Raw genomic sequence first — 18,970 nt, forward strand, 5'->3', positions numbered from 1 at the left:
ACAATTGACCACAACATTGTTGAAAAATTAATCCGCTCAGTTTTTTGCTTTTTGCAACAACTAAACTGAGCTTTGCGAAATATGGCAGAACTGAAGCATAACGAAACGATCCGGATACAAAGAATAATAGCAGTTGTTTCCGTTATCATATTTCTCGCCAAATTGCTGGCATGGTACATGACCCATTCCATTGCCATCCTCACTGATGCTCTGGAAAGTACGGTTAACGTCATTGCCGGTTTCATCGGACTTTACAGTGTTACACTCGCGGCTAAACCGCGTGATCTTAACCATCCATATGGTCATGGTAAAATTGAATTTGTTTCCGCAGCAATAGAAGGTGCATTGATTTTTATTGCCGGTTTGATGATTGTGTATGAAGCGATCAATCAATTGCTGCATCCGACAGCATTACATAAATTAGGTGCGGGTATTATCATTACTATTATCACGGGGATATTAAATCTCGCATTGGGCGCGTATTCTGTAAAAGTGGGGAAGAAAAACCGCTCTGCTACAGTACAGGCTGCCGGTAAGCATTTATGCAGCGATGCCTATTCTACGTTCGCTATTGTTGCGGGTCTGGCATTGCTTGTGATTACAAAAAAGAATTGGCTGGATAGTGTAGTGGCATTGGCTTTCGCAGGAATTATTCTCGTGACGGGTTATAAAGTAATCCGTCAGTCGCTGGCCGGCATTATGGATGAAGCAGATGAAGAATTGCTGAAACAAGTGATTCAATATTTGCAGCAAAACCGTCAGCCGCAATGGATCGATCTGCACAATCTGCGCGTGATTCAATATGGTGAAGTATTACACGTAGATGCACATATGACGCTGCCTTGGTACTATCAGGTAAAGGATGCCGAGCGTGAAATTCATTCACTGGAATCTATTATCGGTAATCGTTTCGCAGATAAAATCGAATTGTTTATTCACGTTGATGCTTGTATGCCGTATCAATGTCCGCTGTGTGCGCTGGAGGATTGTCCGGTGCGCCAGGCTTTATTTACAGGACAAATTCCGTGGACAGAAGAAAACGTTTGGGCCAATCAGAAGCACGGGAAAAACAAACTGGTCAGTTGATGTGAGGCCTCCTCTAGCTCCTCCAAAGGAGGAGGACTCTCGCCGCGAGTGGTTCTATACGTTTATGATGCTGAGTCTCGACCATTATTGGGAAAGCATTGTGCGTGGGCTTGGCATCTTCGTTGCCTTGTGTGCTTTGTGAGAAATTTATTTTTGAGAAGTCCCTTCGTCTCCGCTCAAGGTGGCAAAAGAGATAACGGGGGCGAGCTTTCAGCGTTAAGCTTTCGGCTTGCGCACTATTCATCAAACTCCAGGCTTCCTGCATTCTCATAACCTTCGTCAACCAGCCAGTCGCCACTATCTGCGGCGGCAGTTGCGAGCATATCGCAACGGTTATTAAGCGGGTTGTCGGCATGACCTTTTACCCATACAAAGCGAACATGCTGTCTGCTGGAAAGTGCTACGTACATACTCCAGAGATCCGCATTCTTCTTTCCTTTAAAACCGATGCGCTGCCAGTTCTTCAACCAGCCTTTCTCAACGGCATTCACAACATAAGAAGAATCGCTATACACGACAATATTGATACCGTCGCGCTTCAATACCTGCAGCGCAGCAATAACGGCCATCAGCTCCATCCGGTTGTTGGTAGTACGGCGGTAGCCTTGTGCTAATTCCCGCGACATATTCTTCCAACGGAGTACAACTCCGTAACCTCCTGGCCCCGGATTTCCCCTTGCAGCCCCATCTGTGTAAATTGTCAATTGATCTGACATGATTGCCTTGCCTTATCTTTGCCCCAAAAATATACACTTGGACGCCAAAATAAAAGTTGCAGCTGTCAGTTATTTGAATACGAAACCACTGCTGTACGGAATTGAAAAAGACGAAACACTGGCCGGACAGATGGAATTACTCCTCGATTATCCTTCCAACCTCGCTAAAAGTCTACAACAGGGAACCATTGATATGGCATTGATGCCGGTAGCCGCTATGCCATTTGTGCCGGGTGCACGCATTGTCAGCGATTATGGCATTGCGTCTGACGGAAATGTGGCCTCGGTGTGCATTTTCAGTCAGGTGCCAATTGAAAGAGTTGAATCGGTATATCTTGATTATCAATCCCGTTCGTCGGTTCGTCTCGCAAAATTGCTGCTGGAAAAATACTGGAACAAGAATGTAGTGCTTCGTCCTGCGCCGGAAAATTATATTGAATATATCAACGATACTACGGCCGGTGTTATCATCGGTGACCGTGCTTTGCAGCAACGCACTAATTTTGAATATGTATACGATCTGGCTGAAGCCTGGGAAAAATTAACCGGTCATCCGTTTATTTTCGCAGCCTGGATCGCCAATAAAGATCTTCCTGCTGATTTTCTCGCAGCTTTCAATAAAGCAAACGCAATCGGTCTCAATCATATCGACGAAATCGTAGCGGCGCATCCGTTTCCGTACTACGATCTCAAAGAATATTATACCGAAAACATTAAATACGAACTTACACCTGAGCGCAAGAAAGGGTTGGAGCAGTTTTTGGAGATGATTGCAGAATAAAGGTTAAATAGGTTAATTGGTTAAATGGTTAATTCAGTCTCATTTCTGAATAGACAACTTAACTAAATAAATAAAGGTTAAATGGGTCGTTGTTCGAATCGTATGATGGCTCATTTAATCTTTTGCCTTTTTATCGAATTGACGCTTTAAGTAATTGACATTAACTATTTAACCATTTGCCCAATTAACGCCTTAAAGACTACCTTTGCGGCATGTCTGCAAAGATCACACTCGTAGAATGTCCACGTGACGCCATGCAAGGCTGGGAACATTTTATTCCTACAGCAAAGAAAATTGAATACATCAATAAACTTTTGCGTGTCGGTTTCGACGTACTCGACTTCGGTTCATTTGTGTCCGCTAAAGCGATTCCGCAGCTCGCCGATACTAAAGAAGTCATTCCACATCTCAATCTAGATGGTACCAATACCAAACTGCTGGCCATCATCGCTAACACACGCGGCGCTGAAGATGCAGTAGTATATGACCAGATCAGCTATCTCGGTTTTCCATTTTCTATTTCAGAAACTTTTCAGATGCGCAATACCAACAAGACCATTGCACAGTCGCTGACACAAGTGGAGGAAATGCAAAACCTCTGTGTAAAGCACGGAAAAGAAATGGTGATCTATATTTCCATGGGTTTCGGAAATCCGTATGGCGATCCGTATAACGCTGAAGTAGCGATCGATTGGGTAGGGAAATTATCTCAGCTCGGAATCAAAACTTTTGCAATGTCCGATACTGTTGGTGTTGCGAAGCCTGATACGATTGAATATATCTTCAGTCATCTTGTTCCGGAATTTAAAGACCTGAACATTGGTGCGCATTTCCATTCTACGGCTGATAAATGGGAAGAGAAAATGGATGCTGCTTATAAAAATGGCTGTCTGCGTTTCGATAGTTCTATGAAAGGAATTGGTGGTTGTCCGATGGCCGAAGATGAATTGGTAGGAAATATCGCAACAGAAAACCTGGTCTACTGGGCTGAAAAGAACAAAATAGAATTGGGTATTAACCTTGACGCATTTTACGAAGCCTCCCAAATGGCGGCTGGCGTTTTTATTTAATATTGAAAATTGGTCAATTGCCGATTAATTAGCCAATTTTGAAAACTTTGTCTTAATAAAGGCATTATCGCATTGCCAAATTGTCAAATTATCAAACTAATAAACAATGTCTGTACACAGCGAAATAAAAAAGATAACGACACACACGCTGCAAAGCATGAAAATGAAGGGCGAAAAGATCTCGATGCTCACTGCATATGATTTCTCAATGGCCCGCATTTTTGATGACGCGGGAATAGATGTGCTGCTTGTCGGCGATTCTGCTTCTAACGTAATGGCCGGTCATGAAACCACATTGCCGATTACGCTCGATCAGATGATTTATCATGCACAAAGTGTAGTTCGTGCAGTAAACCGCAGTCTTGTGATTGTGGATTTGCCCTTCGGTAGCTACCAGGGAAATAGCAAAGAAGCACTGAATTCTTCTATCCGTATTATGAAAGAAGCAGGTGCTCACGCGATCAAACTGGAAGGTGGGGAAGAAGTAGTAGAGTCTATCAAACGTATTGTAAGCGCTGGTGTTCCGGTAATGGGTCACCTTGGACTTACACCGCAGTCTATTTACAAATTCGGTACTTACGCAGTTCGTGCTAAAGAAGAGGAAGAAGCAGAGCAACTGGTGCGCAATGCATTGGCGCTGCAGGAAGCTGGTTGTTTTTCTCTGGTGCTGGAAAAAATTCCGGCGTCACTCGGCAAACGCGTCGCTGAAGAACTGCGCATCCCGGTAATCGGTATTGGTGCAGGTATGCATGTGGACGGACAGGTATTGGTGATGCATGATATGCTCGGTATTACCAAAGATTTTTCGCCTCGTTTTCTGCGTCGTTATCTCAGCCTGTATGACGACATCAAAACCGCTACGCAGACATATATTAAAGACGTGAAATCAAAAGATTTCCCGAACGAAAAAGAACAATACTAAGATATTTATGATTGGAGATTTGTGATTTAAGATTGACTCTTATTGTTATACGCGTCATTGCGGGCACAAAGCAATTTGTACAAAATACTGAGTCATTTCGTGTCTAAATCACAAATCTTCAATCTCAAATAAATAAAGGAACGCTCTTGTTTTGGAAGGCAACGGTTCAATCTCGAACCTTCAATTTTCAATCTCAAATATCCGATGGTCAATAGCAACGTTTGGAAATCACTTACAGCATCTTTTAAGGAACAGCATGTGACATTGGTAGCGGTATCTAAAACCAAGCCGGTAGCGGATATTCAGGAATTGTATGATTTAGGACAGCGTGACTTCGGCGAGAACTATGTGCAGGAACTTTCGGAGAAAGAATCACAATTGCCTGCTGATATTCGCTGGCATTACATCGGTCATCTGCAAAGCAATAAAGTAAAATATATTGCGCCGTTTGTGCACATGATTCATGCGGTAGACAGCTTTAAGCTATTGCTGGAGATTAATAAGCAGGCAGCAAAAAATAACAGAACGATTGACGTTCTGTTGCAACTTTTCATTGCAGACGAAGAAACAAAATTTGGGCTCGATGAAAAAGAAATCATCGAATTGCTGGATTATTACGACGCACAGAAAGCCGACCTGCAGCATATTCGCATTTGCGGACTGATGGGTATGGCTTCAAATACAGATAATGAAACGCAGATCCGTGCCGAATTTGACCGGTTATACAATGTGTTTCTCAATCTGAAACAATCTTCTTTTCTGGGTAAAAACTATTTTAAGATTTGTTCAATGGGCATGAGCAGTGATTATAAAATCGCAATAGAAGCAGGTTCCACAATGGTGCGCATCGGTAGTATGCTTTTTGGCGCACGTAATTACAATCAATAGTCGTTAGGCGAGCGCTGCGTATATTTTCTGGTAATCGCTGGGCAGCATGCCGAAACATTGCCGGAACGAACGCGAGAAATAGCCACCGCTTTGAAATCCCGTTAGGTAGGCAATATCTTTTATTCGCTTTTGCGAATCCTGCAGCAGTTTTTTTGCCCGGCCAAGGCGTTGTTCCCGGTGGTATTTTGCAAATGAAAGCAGATACATTTTCTTCTGTAACTCTTTAAATTTTGATGTGCTGACGTTGAGCTGCCGTGCCGCCGCTGCAATAGAAGGAATATCCTGACAGGTTTGTTGTGTCAATGCCTCATTAAACTGAACCAGATTTTCGGTTTCCGTATCGCATACCATTTTATATTCCGCTGCAACCATCTGGGTAATCAATATCGAAAGAATCATGTAGATTTTCCCTTTCAGATAGTATTGAGCCGTTAGTTCGTCAGCTTGCAGTGGAATCTGAAAGCCCTTTAATTTATGGTGTAGATCTTTGCTGACAGGCAAATAACCGGAGTAGTGATTTAAGATATATCCTGCAATCTCCTGGTTTGTATTTTCCAGCAGGATTTTCCTGAAATATTCAGCACCTATCAGTATTTGTATACCTCGAACTTCGCTGTTTGCGCGGCCTGTATAGCCGGCAGCTTGTCCGGGCCTTTTACAGTGCACGCCTGCAACAGATTGTAGTCCTATTTCACTGGAAGTATTATTGGTATGGTGAATGCCGGGAGCATCGCTGAGATCGACAAATAATGAATAAAAATCCTGCTCGTTGCAGTCCGGCATTTTGAAAAAAGTGCTTTCATTCAGACTGAAATTCCAGTAAACCAGTGAGAGGCTTTCTTCTATATGAATATACTGCAGGTTGTTTCCATCTATACAATTATCCGGGAGCGGATTTTCGCCGGATATAAAAGGCATATTGATGGTTCTTTTATTGGTAGGCATAATTTGTTATTATTGGTTAAAGTCTTCATAACCAGTCCAAATCTTATGCCAATCCAAGCCTGTGAGATTGTCATTAAAGTCCTGTTAACATATGCGGTATTTATATTTTTTATGCCGGGTTGTTTTCTACTAGTTTAAGGTATTCTTTATGATACTCGACCGGACTGTGACCAAAATGTTTCTTATATGCTTTTGCGAAATGACTGATTCCTGAGTAGCCGGTTTTGAGTGCTACCTCGCCCATGCGGACCTTCGGCTGACGAAGCATCTCTTGTGCCGCAAGTAAACGCTGATGAATATGGTATTGGAGATAAGTTGTGTCATAAACTTCTGTAAAAAGTTGCTTGAATTTAGTGACACTCATATGCAGTGTATCCGCCATTTCTGAAACGGTCATCAGATCTTCGAAACATTTTTGTTCCATACTGCCATTCAAGGTCATCAATTGCTCTATGTCTGTCAGGTAGCGCTTTTTGGAACTTTTCTTCTGAATATACAAGTCGAGAAATAAGGACAAAAAATGAAATGTCTTTCCTTCGATGAATAATTTATTGTCCTGGTTTTTATCGACAGTCTCTACAAACTGGGTGAGTGCCACCAGAAGATCTTTATTGATCAGCATTTTCCCTGAAAATTGCTGTTGGTTTTCCGGAAGACGGCGTGCTATGTGCGAGACGAAGTAACTCTTTCTGATCAGAATGTGCATGACTTTAATCATAGGTCTGCTTTGCATGAAATGCTCCGTTGCTGTTTGTCCCGCATCAAAAAAAACAGTGAAGCTGCGGTCTTCGCGGGCCGGTACATGTTCGTAGCTAAAGAAACAGCAAATCGAGTACCAATCTTCCAGTTCATCCTGCTGAACCTGTACGTTCGAGTTGAATTTGCAATCCCAATAAGTAAGCGCGATATCACCCGAACTGTTCCAGTGCCATATTTTTCCAGTTCCGATTTCTGTAGGAAGCGCTAATGCGTGTTCTGGTATCGGCAGAGGGTGTTTTGTAATATCTTGAATAGTGTTGGCCAGTTGTTTCAGCCAGTTTTTGTTTGCAGCGTATAGTAAGTGAATCGGGTTCGATTCTTTGCTATTTATGTCCATAAACGCTTTTGTATGTTTGGTTATTATTACAATACAAAAGTCCCACAGTTCCTTTTGAACGACTGACACAAACGGACATTCTTTTAGCCCAAAACGACATTTTTTATTATCATTGAGAAAACGTTTTTATCAGGCAGGCATTCATCATTTTAGCTTTTGATTTTACTGCTATCTTTGTCTACTTATGAGTAAAGAAATTGTTGTAAGCGGCATACGTTCAACGGGTTTTCTCCATTTGGGCAACTACTTTGGGGCGATTCACAATTACGTGAAGATGCAGGAAGCGTATAACTGTTATTTTTTTGTAGCTGATTATCATTCCCTTACCACACATCCTGATCCTAAAGATCTGAAAGGCAATGTGTTTCGTGTAGCGGCTGAAAATATTGCGAGCGGTCTCGATCCTGAAAAAGTGGCGTTGTATGCGCAGAGTGATATTCCTGAGATTCCGGAATTGTACCTTTTAATGAATATGCTTGCCTACCAGGGCGAGCTGGAAAAAGTGCCTACGTTTAAGGACAAGGTGCGTTTGAATCCACGCAATGTAAATGCTGGTTTACTGACTTATCCGGTGCTGATGGCTTCCGACATTCTGATTCATCGTGCGACCAAGGTGCCGGTAGGTAAAGACCAGGAACAGCATCTGGAAATGGCCCGGAATTTTGCGAATCGTTTTAATCAGCGTTATGGCGCCGAATTGTTTCCGGAACCACATGTTTTCCGTTTTGATGAAAGCAGTGTTAAAATCCTGAGTCTGGATGGTAACGGCAAAATGAGTAAAAGTGAAAACGTCAACAGCACTATTTATCTCAGCGATGACGATGATACCATCATTAAAAAACTGAAAAAAGCAAAGACAGATGCCGGTCCGGCGGCGCCGAACAGCGAAAAGCCAGACTATATCGAAAATCTGTTTACGCTGATGCGCCTGGTAAGTGCTCCAGACACGGTTCAGAAATTTGAAGACGATTATAATAATTCTTCAGAAGGAAATGTGGTAATTCGTTATGGTGATTTTAAAAAGCAGCTGGCGGAAGATATGGTTGCATTTATAAGACCTATTCGCGAAAATGCTGCAGAATTGCAACGCGATGAAGACCGACTTCGTAAAATATTAAAAGCAGGTGCGGAAAAAGCGCGCGAAAGTGCTGCCAAAACCATCGCAGAAGCGCGAAAGCTCATCGGTATTAATTACTACTAGTTTTTTGTTTTTGTAAAGATGTAAAGCTGTTCTTTACAAAGTTGTCTGTCCATTTTGTCGCATCAATGCAGCAATTGCACAACTTTACATCTTTACAACTTTACATTTTTACAACTCGACAGATCTGCAAATAAGCAACAAACGACAAAAAGAATGGCTGACAAAAAGAAAACACCACAACACATTGCGATAGCAGGAAATATTGGCGCGGGTAAAACTACTTTGACAACAATGCTGGCGCGTCATTTTAAATGGACGCCACATTTTGAAGACGTGGAGCACAACCCGTACCTCGTGGATTTTTATGAAGACATGTACCGTTGGTCGTTCAACTTGCAGGTCTACTTTTTAAACAGTCGTCTGAAGCAGCTTATTGATATACGTGATGGCAAGGAAACGGTAATACAGGACCGTACTATTTACGAAGATGCTTACATCTTTGCGCCCAATCTTTATGAAATGGGCCTGATGACAAAGCGTGATTTTGAAAACTATACTTCTTTCTTCCAGACACTGAAAAAACTGACTAGTCCGCCGGATCTGCTGATCTATCTGAAAGCTTCCATTCCCAAACTGGTAGATCAGATACAAAGACGCGGCCGCGATTATGAAGAAAATATCCGTCTTGATTATCTGAAAAGGCTGAACGAGTTTTATAATAAATGGATTGAGCAATATACCGACGGTCCGCTGCTGATCATTGAGGTCGACAATGTAAACTTTGCTGATAACGAAGAGGATTTTGCGGAAGTCGTGCGCCGTATTGATGCTCAGATTCACGGACTTTTTTAGACTTAAAGCTGAAGGCATAAAGCTCAAAGCTTCCCGTGTTTAATGCTGAACCCTCATGCTTCGTGCGGGAGGGTCTGCATAAAAATGAAGATTTTAAAATGGTCAGACAACTTGAAGCCGTCTGACCATTTTAATGTTTGACCATTGAATGTCGGGACAAACGGGACAAGCCTTAAGCTTTAGGCTTTGAGCTTTCAGCAATAAAAAATCTTAAGTTTTTTTTGTAACATTTTTCTTCCTCCTACGATACATCTTGTTTATATTGGAAAGTATCCCCAATTAAACAATACCTGTATGCGTAGCCACCACCTTTACCTCATTCTTTTTCTGCTGCTTTTCCCTTTTTTCGCCACTGCCGGTGTGCTGAAAGGTAAGGTGACAGACAGCAAAGGATCGCCACTTCCATTTGTAACTGTATATATACAAGGTACCACCATCGGTACTACTGCTAATGCGCATGGGGAATACGAACTGCCACTTGATCCGGGGAAATATAAAGTGGTTAGCCAGGTGATTGGGTTCAAGCAATCCATTTTTAATGTCACGATTACAGGTAACGAAACCATACAGCATAATTTTGAACTGTCGGATCAGGATCTTCGTATTAAAGAAGTAGTGGTAAAAGCCAGCGATGAAGATCCCGCTTACCGTATTATCCGCAAAACGATCAGCCGTCGTAGTTTTCACCTCAAGCAAATGAAATCGTTTCAGACAGGCATTTATCTGAAAGGAACCATTCGTAGTCGTAATATGCCCAATTCTGTCTTTGGCATAAAGATCAATGACGAAGAGAAAACCCAGGCCGGTAAAGGAATGGGGCTTGATTCTAATGGTAAAGGTGTCTTGTTTGTTTTTGAAGAAGACGCCGATTACTATTCGCAGCTGCCCGATAAGAAAAGAACAGTCATCCATTCTGTTAGAGAAAGTGGCGACCCCAATGGCTTGGGCGTTTCCGAGTTTCCTGAAGTAATTTCTTTTTACGAAAACAATGTTGATTTATCAGAACAATTAAATCCGCGTGGATTTGTTTCGCCGATCGCGGACAACGCGCTGATGTTTTATAAATACAAATTGCTGGGCGAGTATAAGGAAGATGGTCGTGTGATCAATAAAATTCAGGTAACGCCGCGCCGTTTGTATGAACCGACATTTACAGGTGTTATTTATATAGTAGATGAAGATTGGGCGATTCACAGTCTGGAGATGACATTGACGAAGAAAAACAACATGGATTTCCTGGATACGATTCGTATTTCGCAGTTATTCCTGCCGCTGAAGCCGGATGTATGGGTCATCAAAAGTCAGGTTTGGTATCCGACCATTACATTTATGGGTTTTGATTTTACCGGAAATTTCGCCACCGTATATAATCGCCAGAAAGTAAACGAGCCAATTCCTGATACCATGTTTTCGAAAAAACTGGTGAGCAGCTACGATAAAATGGCAAACAAAAAGGATACTTCTTACTGGACGGAAGCACGGCCGATTCCGCTGGAGAAGGATGAGGTGAAGAATTATGTATTTGCCGACAGTGTACACAAACGCGTTACCGATCCGAAGTACATAGATTCGCTGCGCCGTGTCCGTAATAAAACAGGCATTTTTGATCCGATTTTCAGTGGCTACAGCCATTATGGTAAAGCATATAAATGGTCGCTGAATGTATCGCCGCTGCTGTTTGCGGTCAATTTTAATACGGTAGAAGGTTTGAATATTGCCCCGAAAATCAGTGCACGCGTTCGTCTCGATTCTTTGGGTAATTCACTTGATATAAAATCAGCCGTGCGTTATGGTTTCAGCAATACGCATTTCAACGGGATCGCACGTATTGCTTATGTACACAACAGTAAATCGCTCATTGGAAAAAGCTGGGATTTTGGCCTTCGCGGTGGTAAATATGTGTTCCAGTTTAATCCGCACAACCCAATGCCGCCTTTGTATAATACCATCTCCACTTTGTTCTACGAACACAACGACATGAAGATTTATGAGCGTTGGGATGCAACAGCGTTCTTTAATAAAAACTATGGCAATGGTCTGAAGTGGGCGGCGGGATTGTCATTCCAACAGCGTTTGCCACTGGAAAATACGACTACTTACAGCTGGCGCAGCGAAAGTGGTGATGGCTATTCACCGAATACACCGACGGATCTGGCGCGTTATACCTGGGAAAAACATGATGCGGTGCTTGCCGCGGTGTCTGTTTCTTACCAGCCAGGTTATACGTATACACAATATCCTGATTACAAAATGGCGCACGCCAGCGACTGGCCGGTGTTTACATTTACCTACACCAAAGGCATTCCAAACGTGATCAACAGTAAGGTTGATTTTGATAAATGGCGCTTCGGTATTACTGGTGATGCTCGCCTTAAGCTATTTGGTAGTTTATCGTATAATGTTGCTGCGGGCGGTTTCCTGAATGATAAATATGTAAGTCTGCCGGATCTCATGCATATTGACGGTGATCAGACGATCATGGCGTCACCGTATTTGCAAAGCTTCCAATTGGCCAATTACTACCGTTACAGTAATACGGAAAAGATCTACGGTGAAGCGCATATTGAATATTACTTGAAAGGTCTGCTGACGAATAAATTGCCTTTGTTCCGTCAGGCGCGCTGGTACTTTGTGCTGGGTAATAATACTTTTTATGCTAACCAGAATTTCTACCATACGGAAGCGTTTCTTGGTATCGACAATCTCGGATTTAAAATCTTCCGTGTGCTCCGTGTCGATTATGTCCATTCCTGGGATGGCTATGGCAAACAATACAACGGTATCCGTTTCGGTATTAAAATGGGACAGGGTATTAATGTAGATATTGCATCGAGCAAGGAAGAATTTCAATAGTTAAGTCAAAGGTCAAACGTCAAACGTGAAAATTGACATGTCATTCCGATGAAAGAGGGATCCCGCAATAATATAGGCATACACTACGCGGGACCCTTCCTTCGTCAGGGTGACAAACACGAGTATACCCAAAATGGAACAAAAAATCACGGGCAAACACATTAAGCACATTCGCCACATTAACCACATTCCCAACACAGGTTCTTGCGTTTATTTGTCATGCCGATGAAAGAGGGATCCCGCAACAATATAGGCATACACTATGCGGGACCCTTCCTTCGTCAGGGTGACAAACACGAGTATACCCAAAATGGAACAAAAAATCACGGGCAAACACATTAAGCACATTAACCACATTTACACATTCACAACACTGTTTCTTGCGTTTATTTGTCATCCCGATGAAAGAGGGATCCCGCAATAATATAGGCATACACTATGCGAGACCCTTCCTTCGTCAGGGTGACAAACACGAGTATACCCAAAATGGAACAAAAAATCAGGGGCAAACACATTAAGCACATTAACAAAACTGTTTCTTGCGTTTATTTGTCATTCCGAGGCAACGAGGGATCCCGCAACAATATAGGCATACACTACGCGGGACCCTTCCTTCGTCAGGGTGACAAACACGAGTATACCCCTACTTCCTCCTGCGTCGTCATCGGGATGAACTGTGTTTAAAAACAAATATTTTTTGTGTGATAGGCGTGTTGATACGTTGAGTTTTGCGTAGCTATTGCAAAGGCCTGTTTCAATAATATATTGACAATCTCCGTTCAGCAAAGTCTCTGACTTTGTTGTAGTGGAAACCGGTCTCCCGACCGGATTGCTGCGGTCAGGAGACCGCGTCCGCTGGAACGAAGTCGGGAGACTTCGCTCAACTGTACGTGTGCTTGCTCGCCGGGAGCATTAAGCGCGAAATCAGATCCCCACTTCCTCTTCGTCGTCATCGGGAGGACCCGAAGGGGGGCACTCAATGTATGTGAAATGTGCTTCAATGTGTCATCCCGATGAAAGAGGGATCCCGCAATTAGGTAGGCGCACACGACGCGGGGGACACTTCGTTCGTGCCAATGACACATTTAAAATTGAGTTCAATTTCAAGGCGTTTAGTTTGGCAGCACAGTAGCAATGAAGCTCAATCAAGCGACCGTCTAAGCCACGGAGTGATCTGGCTTAGACTGCCCTTTTTTGCCTACTTTTTTTGGCATAAAAAAAGTAGGAGCATGATGGTTCGAAGCCAGATTTGAAGGACTATTGCTAAATCAAGGTGTCATTGTCTTTTGATTGTGGGCACCGAATAATTAGTCAGGGTGACAAACACGAGTACAGCCCAAAGGAAACAAAAAATTACGAGCAAACACATTAAGCACATTAACCACATTTACACATTCCGAGCGGCAGTATCTTTCGAAGCGTCAAATTCTCCTTACGATTTATTAAAGTTCTGTACAGGATTTGATGAACTCCTGTACAGAACTTAGCGAACTCCTGTACAGGATTTTTTACATCAAAAGATCGCCCTGCCATCTTACTATTAACAAACACGCGAAAACTGGCCTCAAACTTGATATACTCTTTCCTATAAATCTAATTTGATATGTCAGTAAAGTTCTCAGTGAGTCAGAAACACAACCCGCTAAAACCAAACGATCCCAAGAAATGGTACGCCAGTATTCATAGTTCCGGAGAGACGACACTTCGTGAGTTATCAACCGAAATTTCGGCAAGGAGTACAGTAAGTAGTGCCGATGTATTGGCGGTACTGGAAAACCTGCTACATGTAATACCGGAAGAAATCGGAAAAGGGAATATTGTACGTCTTGGGGATTTCGGCAGCTTTTCGCTTACACTTCAAAGCGAGGGTATGAATACCGGAGAAGAGGTAACTGCTGCTTCTATTAAGGGTAATAAGCTTCATTTTCGTGCGGGTAAGGAGATTGTGAAGCAATTAAGCAATCTGGAGTACAAAAGAATAAAGTAGGCGAATGGTTAATCAAAAAGAGAAGGTCCCGGAAACGGAAATCTTTTTGCATAAAAAATGGTCCCAGCATGATTGCGGGGACCATTTGTATTATAAAACCTTTCGAATTATTGATGGTAAATACTTACCGGATCTTTTGGATTGAAGTTGCGGCGAAGCGAGTCAATCATATGCGTTGTATCGCTCATCGGACCATTTACAGAGATTACTACCAGATAATGTGTAGAATCTTTAGCAATCACGTCCAGGTTTTTGTGACCGAAGCCCGTAAGCTGTTTTACGCGTTTTTCTGCAGCAGCTCTGTTTTCGTAAGTTTTCAGTATTACTTTATAATCCATGTTGCCATTCGCTGCAGGCGTTGTAGCCGGAGTGGCGGCAGCATGTGCAGCGGCAGAGTCAACTGGTTTAGCAGCTGTATCGATTACCGGAGCATTCTGTTGCACTGGTGCAGCTACGACGGTATCTTTTACTGGTACAACATCAGAACCGCTGTTGTATTTATTCATATAGCTGATTCCGAAAATCACAGCAGCAGCCAGTACGCCGAGGATTACCACCCAGAGAATGATCTTGCCCCAGTTTACGCTGGTACCGGAAGATGTATGCTCAACAGACGGTTCGGCCACACGGTTTTTAAAAACCGGTTCTTCTTCCGCACGTTTCAGAAATTTCAGTGCAGGAAGGGCTGGCGGCGTGTATTGAATATTCGGATCTGTAACGAAATTGATGCGGTCATTTACATAAACAAATTTCCCGATTGCAGGAATGATCACTTCTTTCCCCTGCTGCAACTGAGCTTTAGATTCAATGCTGAATTCACGCAGTGTATTAGCGGCTTTAGAAATACTGATCTGTTCGTTGGTTGCGATGAAATTAGCCAGGTTGTCGTCAATAGAACCCGTGGGCGTCAGCACTACTTCATACTTAGGTGCCTGAAGCTCGGCGCCGTCGTATGCTGCAGGTTTCTTACGCAACTCCAGGTTCCCGAGTCCGTGAATGTAGCAGAAGTTGTTCTTGAAAAGAAAGAGTCCTATATATTTTGCAATGTCCATGCGTACTTTAAAATTGGGCCTAAATTAAGCATTAGCCCGCAATAAAAGATTAACCATCCGTTTAAAAATTTAAACAGAGTGGTGGTAATTAAAATTTGAACCGGATCCCGCCAAATATGTTGAATCCATAAGAAGTATAACCGAGCCAGCGTTCATTTGCATTATTCAGCAGATTGTTGATTTGCAGGAATACCGACAATCTGGGGATAATCTGGTATTCTGCACCGCCGCCAAGATCAAATACACCTTTCAGTTTGGTGGATTCATTATTGGTATTTACCGCGTAAATATGATCGAGTACATATGTATAAGCGGTAATGGTCAGTTTTGGAATAGGGCGGAACATCAGATCTGCTCTCAGACGTACGCCCGGTTCCTGCCATACGTGTGCTCCGGTAGAATTGTAGAAATTATACCAGGTCCCGCTGAATCCCACTGCAAAGTTGTTACTGATCTGATAGCGGAGATTCGCCTGCAGGCTAATCGCATTTACCTTGTTTTCATACAGTACGGAAAATTGTTTTTCGTCGCTGTAATTATTCATAAACATCGGCAGATTGCGGTATGTCCACCAGCTGAGGCGTGCAGAGACCGTAATATGGTGCCCGATATTGGTTTGGGCGCTACCGTACAGTTCATCCGTTCTTGTCTGGCGGATTGTGTTGCCGTTGTTATTGTAAATATCCGTAATGCTGATGTATGGATTCTTGGTTGCCAGTTGTTCGAATGTGTTTTGGATCAACGAAGCAGACCAGCCGGCGCCAAAGCCAATTTGTGAGGATGGCAGCGTGTAGTGCAGTCCGATATCCGGCAGCAGGTAAGTGATATTTTTTGCAAAAGTCGGGTAGAGGCCCAGATTTGCGCTGAAGTTATTCTTATGGTAGAACGCTGCAGGTGTAACCTGGAAATAGTTATTGCTGACACTATGATCGTCAACGCTTAGCTGTGCAAATTTGCCTACCAGTCCCAGCTGTATGCGGAATGAGGTATCGAAATCTTTGCTGAACGGCACATTCAGGTTAATGCTTCTTTCCGGAGAAAGTTTATGCCCATCGGCTACATTATTTGCAGTGAATACGCCGGCCGATACTTCCGGATGGTAGTTTAGTCCCCAGGCAAGTGGCTGGTTATTGTACATATCTACCTCAGCACCGAATTTGTAATAAATCTGCTGCACGTCTGATTTGGTATATTCAACCAGGTCGTGGTTATAGCCATACCAGCTATATTGATTGCGATAACCTTCAAAGCCGGCGTGCCAGTTATTTTTCTGTTTGTACAAAGTTCCCTCAGCTTCCAGTCCGGTCTGTGCACTGTTCTGGTTGTCGATATTTCCCGATTGCGATAAATGATGCACATGAATCGCTGTTGCGAAATTTTCGCCTTTCAGACTGCCGATACCTGCATCGAGATATATCGTTTTCAGATTGCCCAGACCAAATTTAATATAGTTGGCAAACGGATCATGCGTTGTGTCTTTGCCAAGCGCCAGCGGTTTGAGCGGCAGCGAATGGTAAGTAAAAAACAACGTTTGCGCCGGAACTGTATAGGTATACGCCGGGCGACTGGTATCAGCCGGTGGCAGCGCTGGTGCAAATTCAGGCTTTGGCGCCTGTTTTACTACCGGCTTATACGATTGTATCACCTCGATCGTGGTGCTTTTGATCGTAGTGTCTTTATTGCCGGCCTTCTGAGCGGCTGCGCTGCCCGAAATAGCCAGTAATGCTATATAAAGAGAAATGTGTTTTGCCTTCATGCTCATCAAATGTTTATTCTTCCGACAGTTTGCTTTGTTTCTTTTCCAGTGCTTTTAAAGCTTCCAGTTTTTTGGTTGCTTCTGCCTTTAGTTCCGCATTCTTTGTATTCTTTACAATGCTTTGCAGCGTTGCTTTTGCATTGAAATAGTCTTTTTCTTTTACAAGGATGTCCGACAACAGAATGTACGATTTCACGATCCAGTAATCGTTACCTGCAGATTGCTGGATGTTTTGTCCGGCAGCATTTTCAGCATCTTTCAGTTTGTTTTGCTGGAGCAGTATTTCCGCAATATGGTAGCGGGACTCTGCAGCGACTGCACTGTTTTTAGCGGAAGCAAGCTGCTGGTAAAGTGGTAAAGCCACGTCTACATTGTTTTGCAGCATCAGACTTTGTGCTTTGTAGAAAGTCGCTTCTGTCGTCAATGCTTCGTTACCTGTTGCCACGGATTGCAGCGTGTCGGCATATAAAGCAGCCGTCGGATAGTCTTTCAATCCAAAGCTTGATTGCAGCATACCGCTATAGGCAATTTGCAGATTTTCCTGCGTCATTGCCGTATTACGGAACAATTGGAAATCGCGGAGCGCTGTGGCGAAATCTCCGGTTTGCAATGCCAGTGCGGCTGCTCTGCGGGCGCTGTTTTCGGAATATTCGCTCCAGCTGGCTGCCAGTACTGCATTGTACTCATTGATCGCCGATTTGTAATCTTTCAGCTGCGCATGGCTTTCTGCCTTATAATAATGTGCTTTTACAGCAAAGGCGCCATTCGGATATGTTTTCAGGTATTGTTCAAAAGACTGTACCGCCTTATCGTACTTGGCTGAAGCAAACTGAGCTTCACCAGCTGCGTAGAACGTGGAGTCGAGGCTATTGGCGTCGGCTGCAGGCAGATTGTTGTCTTGCAGCATCTGCGCATAAGCCGCCGGCTGGTTGTTTTCGATATACAGACTTTTCAATGCTTCCAGCGCGGCACTTCGTTCTTCAGACGAAGGGTAATCCGTTACCACGTGACGGTAAGCGTCGATTGCCTTGTCGTCGGCGTCCAGCTGCTGATACGCGAAGCCAGTTTTGATCCAGGCTTTGGCTGCGAACTTCTGACTCGCCGGTGGCGTTATCAGTGGCTGCAGCATGGTAATGGCCTGCTGATATTTATTATTGTCAATCTGCGTTACTGCAATTTCATAACGTGCGTCGTCGGCATAAGCCGATGCCGGCGTGCGGTTTATCAGCGATTGCAACAGATTGATCTTATCGTTGTCTTTATCCTGCAGACCTAAAAGGATTGCTTTCTGGAAACGTGCGTAATCAACATCGGTTCCGTTGGCGGCAATTACTTTATCATAAAGTGCAATGGCTTGTCCATATTGTTTGCGCATAAACGCGGCGTCGGCTTCGCGAAGCACAGCGGTGCCGGCGATTGCCGATGAATAATTGTTGCCGGTTTTCTGAGCTTTGGCAAAATAATCTTGCGCTGCCGCAAAATCTTCCAGTTTCATCGCTGCATAACCCATATTGAGATAAGCATGCTGCGGTGTAGCAGGAGAACTGATATAGGCTGCGCGATTGGCCGCATCTGGTTTGCTCAGATATGCCTGCGAATAATTGATTGCTTCCTGGAAACGTTGATTGCGGTAGGCAATATCGCCCTTCCAGAAGTTAGCGGCAGCAAGGTATTGTGGGTCTTCTGCCTGTTCGGTAGAAGTGCTCAGTAGTTGGTCGGCACTGGTGTAATCACCATTTTGCATTTGCTGCATTGCATAGCCATAAGCTGCTTTTTGCAACACACGACGGTAGTTGGCATCGTGGTTCGGCACATTTTGCAGTAT

Annotated in this window: 15 protein-coding genes; 9 read left to right on the forward strand and 6 right to left on the reverse strand. The window is 43.5% G+C overall.

Features of this window, described 5'->3' with window-relative positions; genetic code table 11:
- Positions 1 to 81 precede the first annotated feature (81 nt).
- A complete protein-coding gene (locus DN068_RS16835; RefSeq protein WP_111000102.1) occupies positions 82 to 1,086 on the forward strand; it encodes a cation diffusion facilitator family transporter in 1,005 nt (334 codons plus the stop codon).
- Positions 1,087 to 1,322: 236 nt separating this feature from the next.
- Here DN068_RS16835 and rnhA read toward each other — a convergent pair whose 3' ends face one another.
- Positions 1,323 to 1,802, reverse strand: coding sequence for a ribonuclease HI (gene rnhA, locus DN068_RS16840; protein WP_111000103.1), 480 nt, complete (start codon positions 1,800 to 1,802; stop codon positions 1,323 to 1,325).
- Between the two features lie 37 nt (positions 1,803 to 1,839).
- On the opposite strand from rnhA, the gene DN068_RS16845 reads away from it, so the two are divergent.
- The 4 genes from DN068_RS16845 to DN068_RS16860 all read left to right on the forward strand — a co-directional run bounded on the left by DN068_RS16845 (position 1,840) and on the right by DN068_RS16860 (position 5,463).
- Complete coding sequence (locus tag DN068_RS16845; protein WP_243630297.1) at positions 1,840 to 2,583, forward strand: menaquinone biosynthetic enzyme MqnA/MqnD family protein; 744 nt, start codon at positions 1,840 to 1,842, stop codon at positions 2,581 to 2,583.
- Positions 2,584 to 2,795: 212 nt separating this feature from the next.
- Positions 2,796 to 3,653, forward strand: coding sequence for a hydroxymethylglutaryl-CoA lyase (locus DN068_RS16850; RefSeq protein WP_111000105.1), 858 nt, complete (start codon positions 2,796 to 2,798; stop codon positions 3,651 to 3,653).
- 106 nt (positions 3,654 to 3,759) lie between these two features.
- Positions 3,760 to 4,575 carry a 3-methyl-2-oxobutanoate hydroxymethyltransferase gene (gene panB / locus DN068_RS16855; RefSeq protein ID WP_111000106.1) on the forward strand — a complete coding sequence of 272 codons (816 nt, stop codon included), beginning with the start codon at positions 3,760 to 3,762 and terminating at the stop codon, positions 4,573 to 4,575.
- A gap of 204 nt (positions 4,576 to 4,779) precedes the next feature.
- The gene (locus DN068_RS16860; protein ID WP_111000107.1) at positions 4,780 to 5,463 is read left to right on the forward strand and encodes a YggS family pyridoxal phosphate-dependent enzyme; all 684 of its coding nucleotides are present in this window, start codon (positions 4,780 to 4,782) and stop codon (positions 5,461 to 5,463) included.
- 3 nt (positions 5,464 to 5,466) lie between these two features.
- On the opposite strand, the gene DN068_RS16865 is transcribed toward DN068_RS16860, so the two are convergent.
- Positions 5,467 to 6,408, reverse strand: a complete 942-nt coding sequence (locus tag DN068_RS16865) for a helix-turn-helix domain-containing protein (RefSeq protein ID WP_111000108.1) — start codon at positions 6,406 to 6,408, stop codon at positions 5,467 to 5,469.
- A gap of 109 nt (positions 6,409 to 6,517) precedes the next feature.
- The gene (locus DN068_RS16870; RefSeq protein WP_111000109.1) at positions 6,518 to 7,504 is read right to left on the reverse strand and encodes a helix-turn-helix domain-containing protein; all 987 of its coding nucleotides are present in this window, start codon (positions 7,502 to 7,504) and stop codon (positions 6,518 to 6,520) included.
- A 184-nt stretch (positions 7,505 to 7,688) separates the two neighbouring features.
- Here DN068_RS16870 and trpS point away from each other — a divergent pair, with 184 nt between their 5' ends.
- The 4 genes from trpS to DN068_RS16890 all read left to right on the forward strand — a co-directional run bounded on the left by trpS (position 7,689) and on the right by DN068_RS16890 (position 14,337).
- A complete protein-coding gene (gene trpS, locus DN068_RS16875) occupies positions 7,689 to 8,705 on the forward strand; it encodes a tryptophan--tRNA ligase (protein WP_111000110.1) in 1,017 nt (338 codons plus the stop codon).
- A gap of 153 nt (positions 8,706 to 8,858) precedes the next feature.
- A complete protein-coding gene (locus DN068_RS16880) occupies positions 8,859 to 9,497 on the forward strand; it encodes a deoxynucleoside kinase (protein ID WP_111000111.1) in 639 nt (212 codons plus the stop codon).
- 294 nt (positions 9,498 to 9,791) lie between these two features.
- The gene (locus tag DN068_RS16885) at positions 9,792 to 12,350 is read left to right on the forward strand and encodes a DUF5686 and carboxypeptidase regulatory-like domain-containing protein (protein ID WP_111000112.1); all 2,559 of its coding nucleotides are present in this window, start codon (positions 9,792 to 9,794) and stop codon (positions 12,348 to 12,350) included.
- 1,603 nt (positions 12,351 to 13,953) lie between these two features.
- Complete coding sequence (locus tag DN068_RS16890) at positions 13,954 to 14,337, forward strand: HU family DNA-binding protein (RefSeq protein WP_111000113.1); 384 nt, start codon at positions 13,954 to 13,956, stop codon at positions 14,335 to 14,337.
- 107 nt (positions 14,338 to 14,444) lie between these two features.
- Here DN068_RS16890 and DN068_RS16895 read toward each other — a convergent pair whose 3' ends face one another.
- From DN068_RS16895 to DN068_RS16905, 3 genes are all read right to left on the reverse strand, one after another.
- Positions 14,445 to 15,389 (reverse strand): hypothetical protein, encoded by a 945-nt coding sequence (locus DN068_RS16895; protein ID WP_111000114.1) that lies wholly within the window; start codon positions 15,387 to 15,389, stop codon positions 14,445 to 14,447.
- An 88-nt stretch (positions 15,390 to 15,477) separates the two neighbouring features.
- Positions 15,478 to 17,145, reverse strand: coding sequence for a TonB-dependent receptor (locus DN068_RS16900; protein WP_111000115.1), 1,668 nt, complete (start codon positions 17,143 to 17,145; stop codon positions 15,478 to 15,480).
- 13 nt (positions 17,146 to 17,158) lie between these two features.
- Positions 17,159 to 18,970: tol-pal system YbgF family protein (locus DN068_RS16905; protein ID WP_165836433.1), on the reverse strand; the 1,812-nt coding region annotated here is incomplete at its 5' end.

The organism is Taibaiella soli (assembly GCF_003236175.1).
In the GTDB taxonomy this organism is placed as follows: domain Bacteria; phylum Bacteroidota; class Bacteroidia; order Chitinophagales; family Chitinophagaceae; genus QKTW01.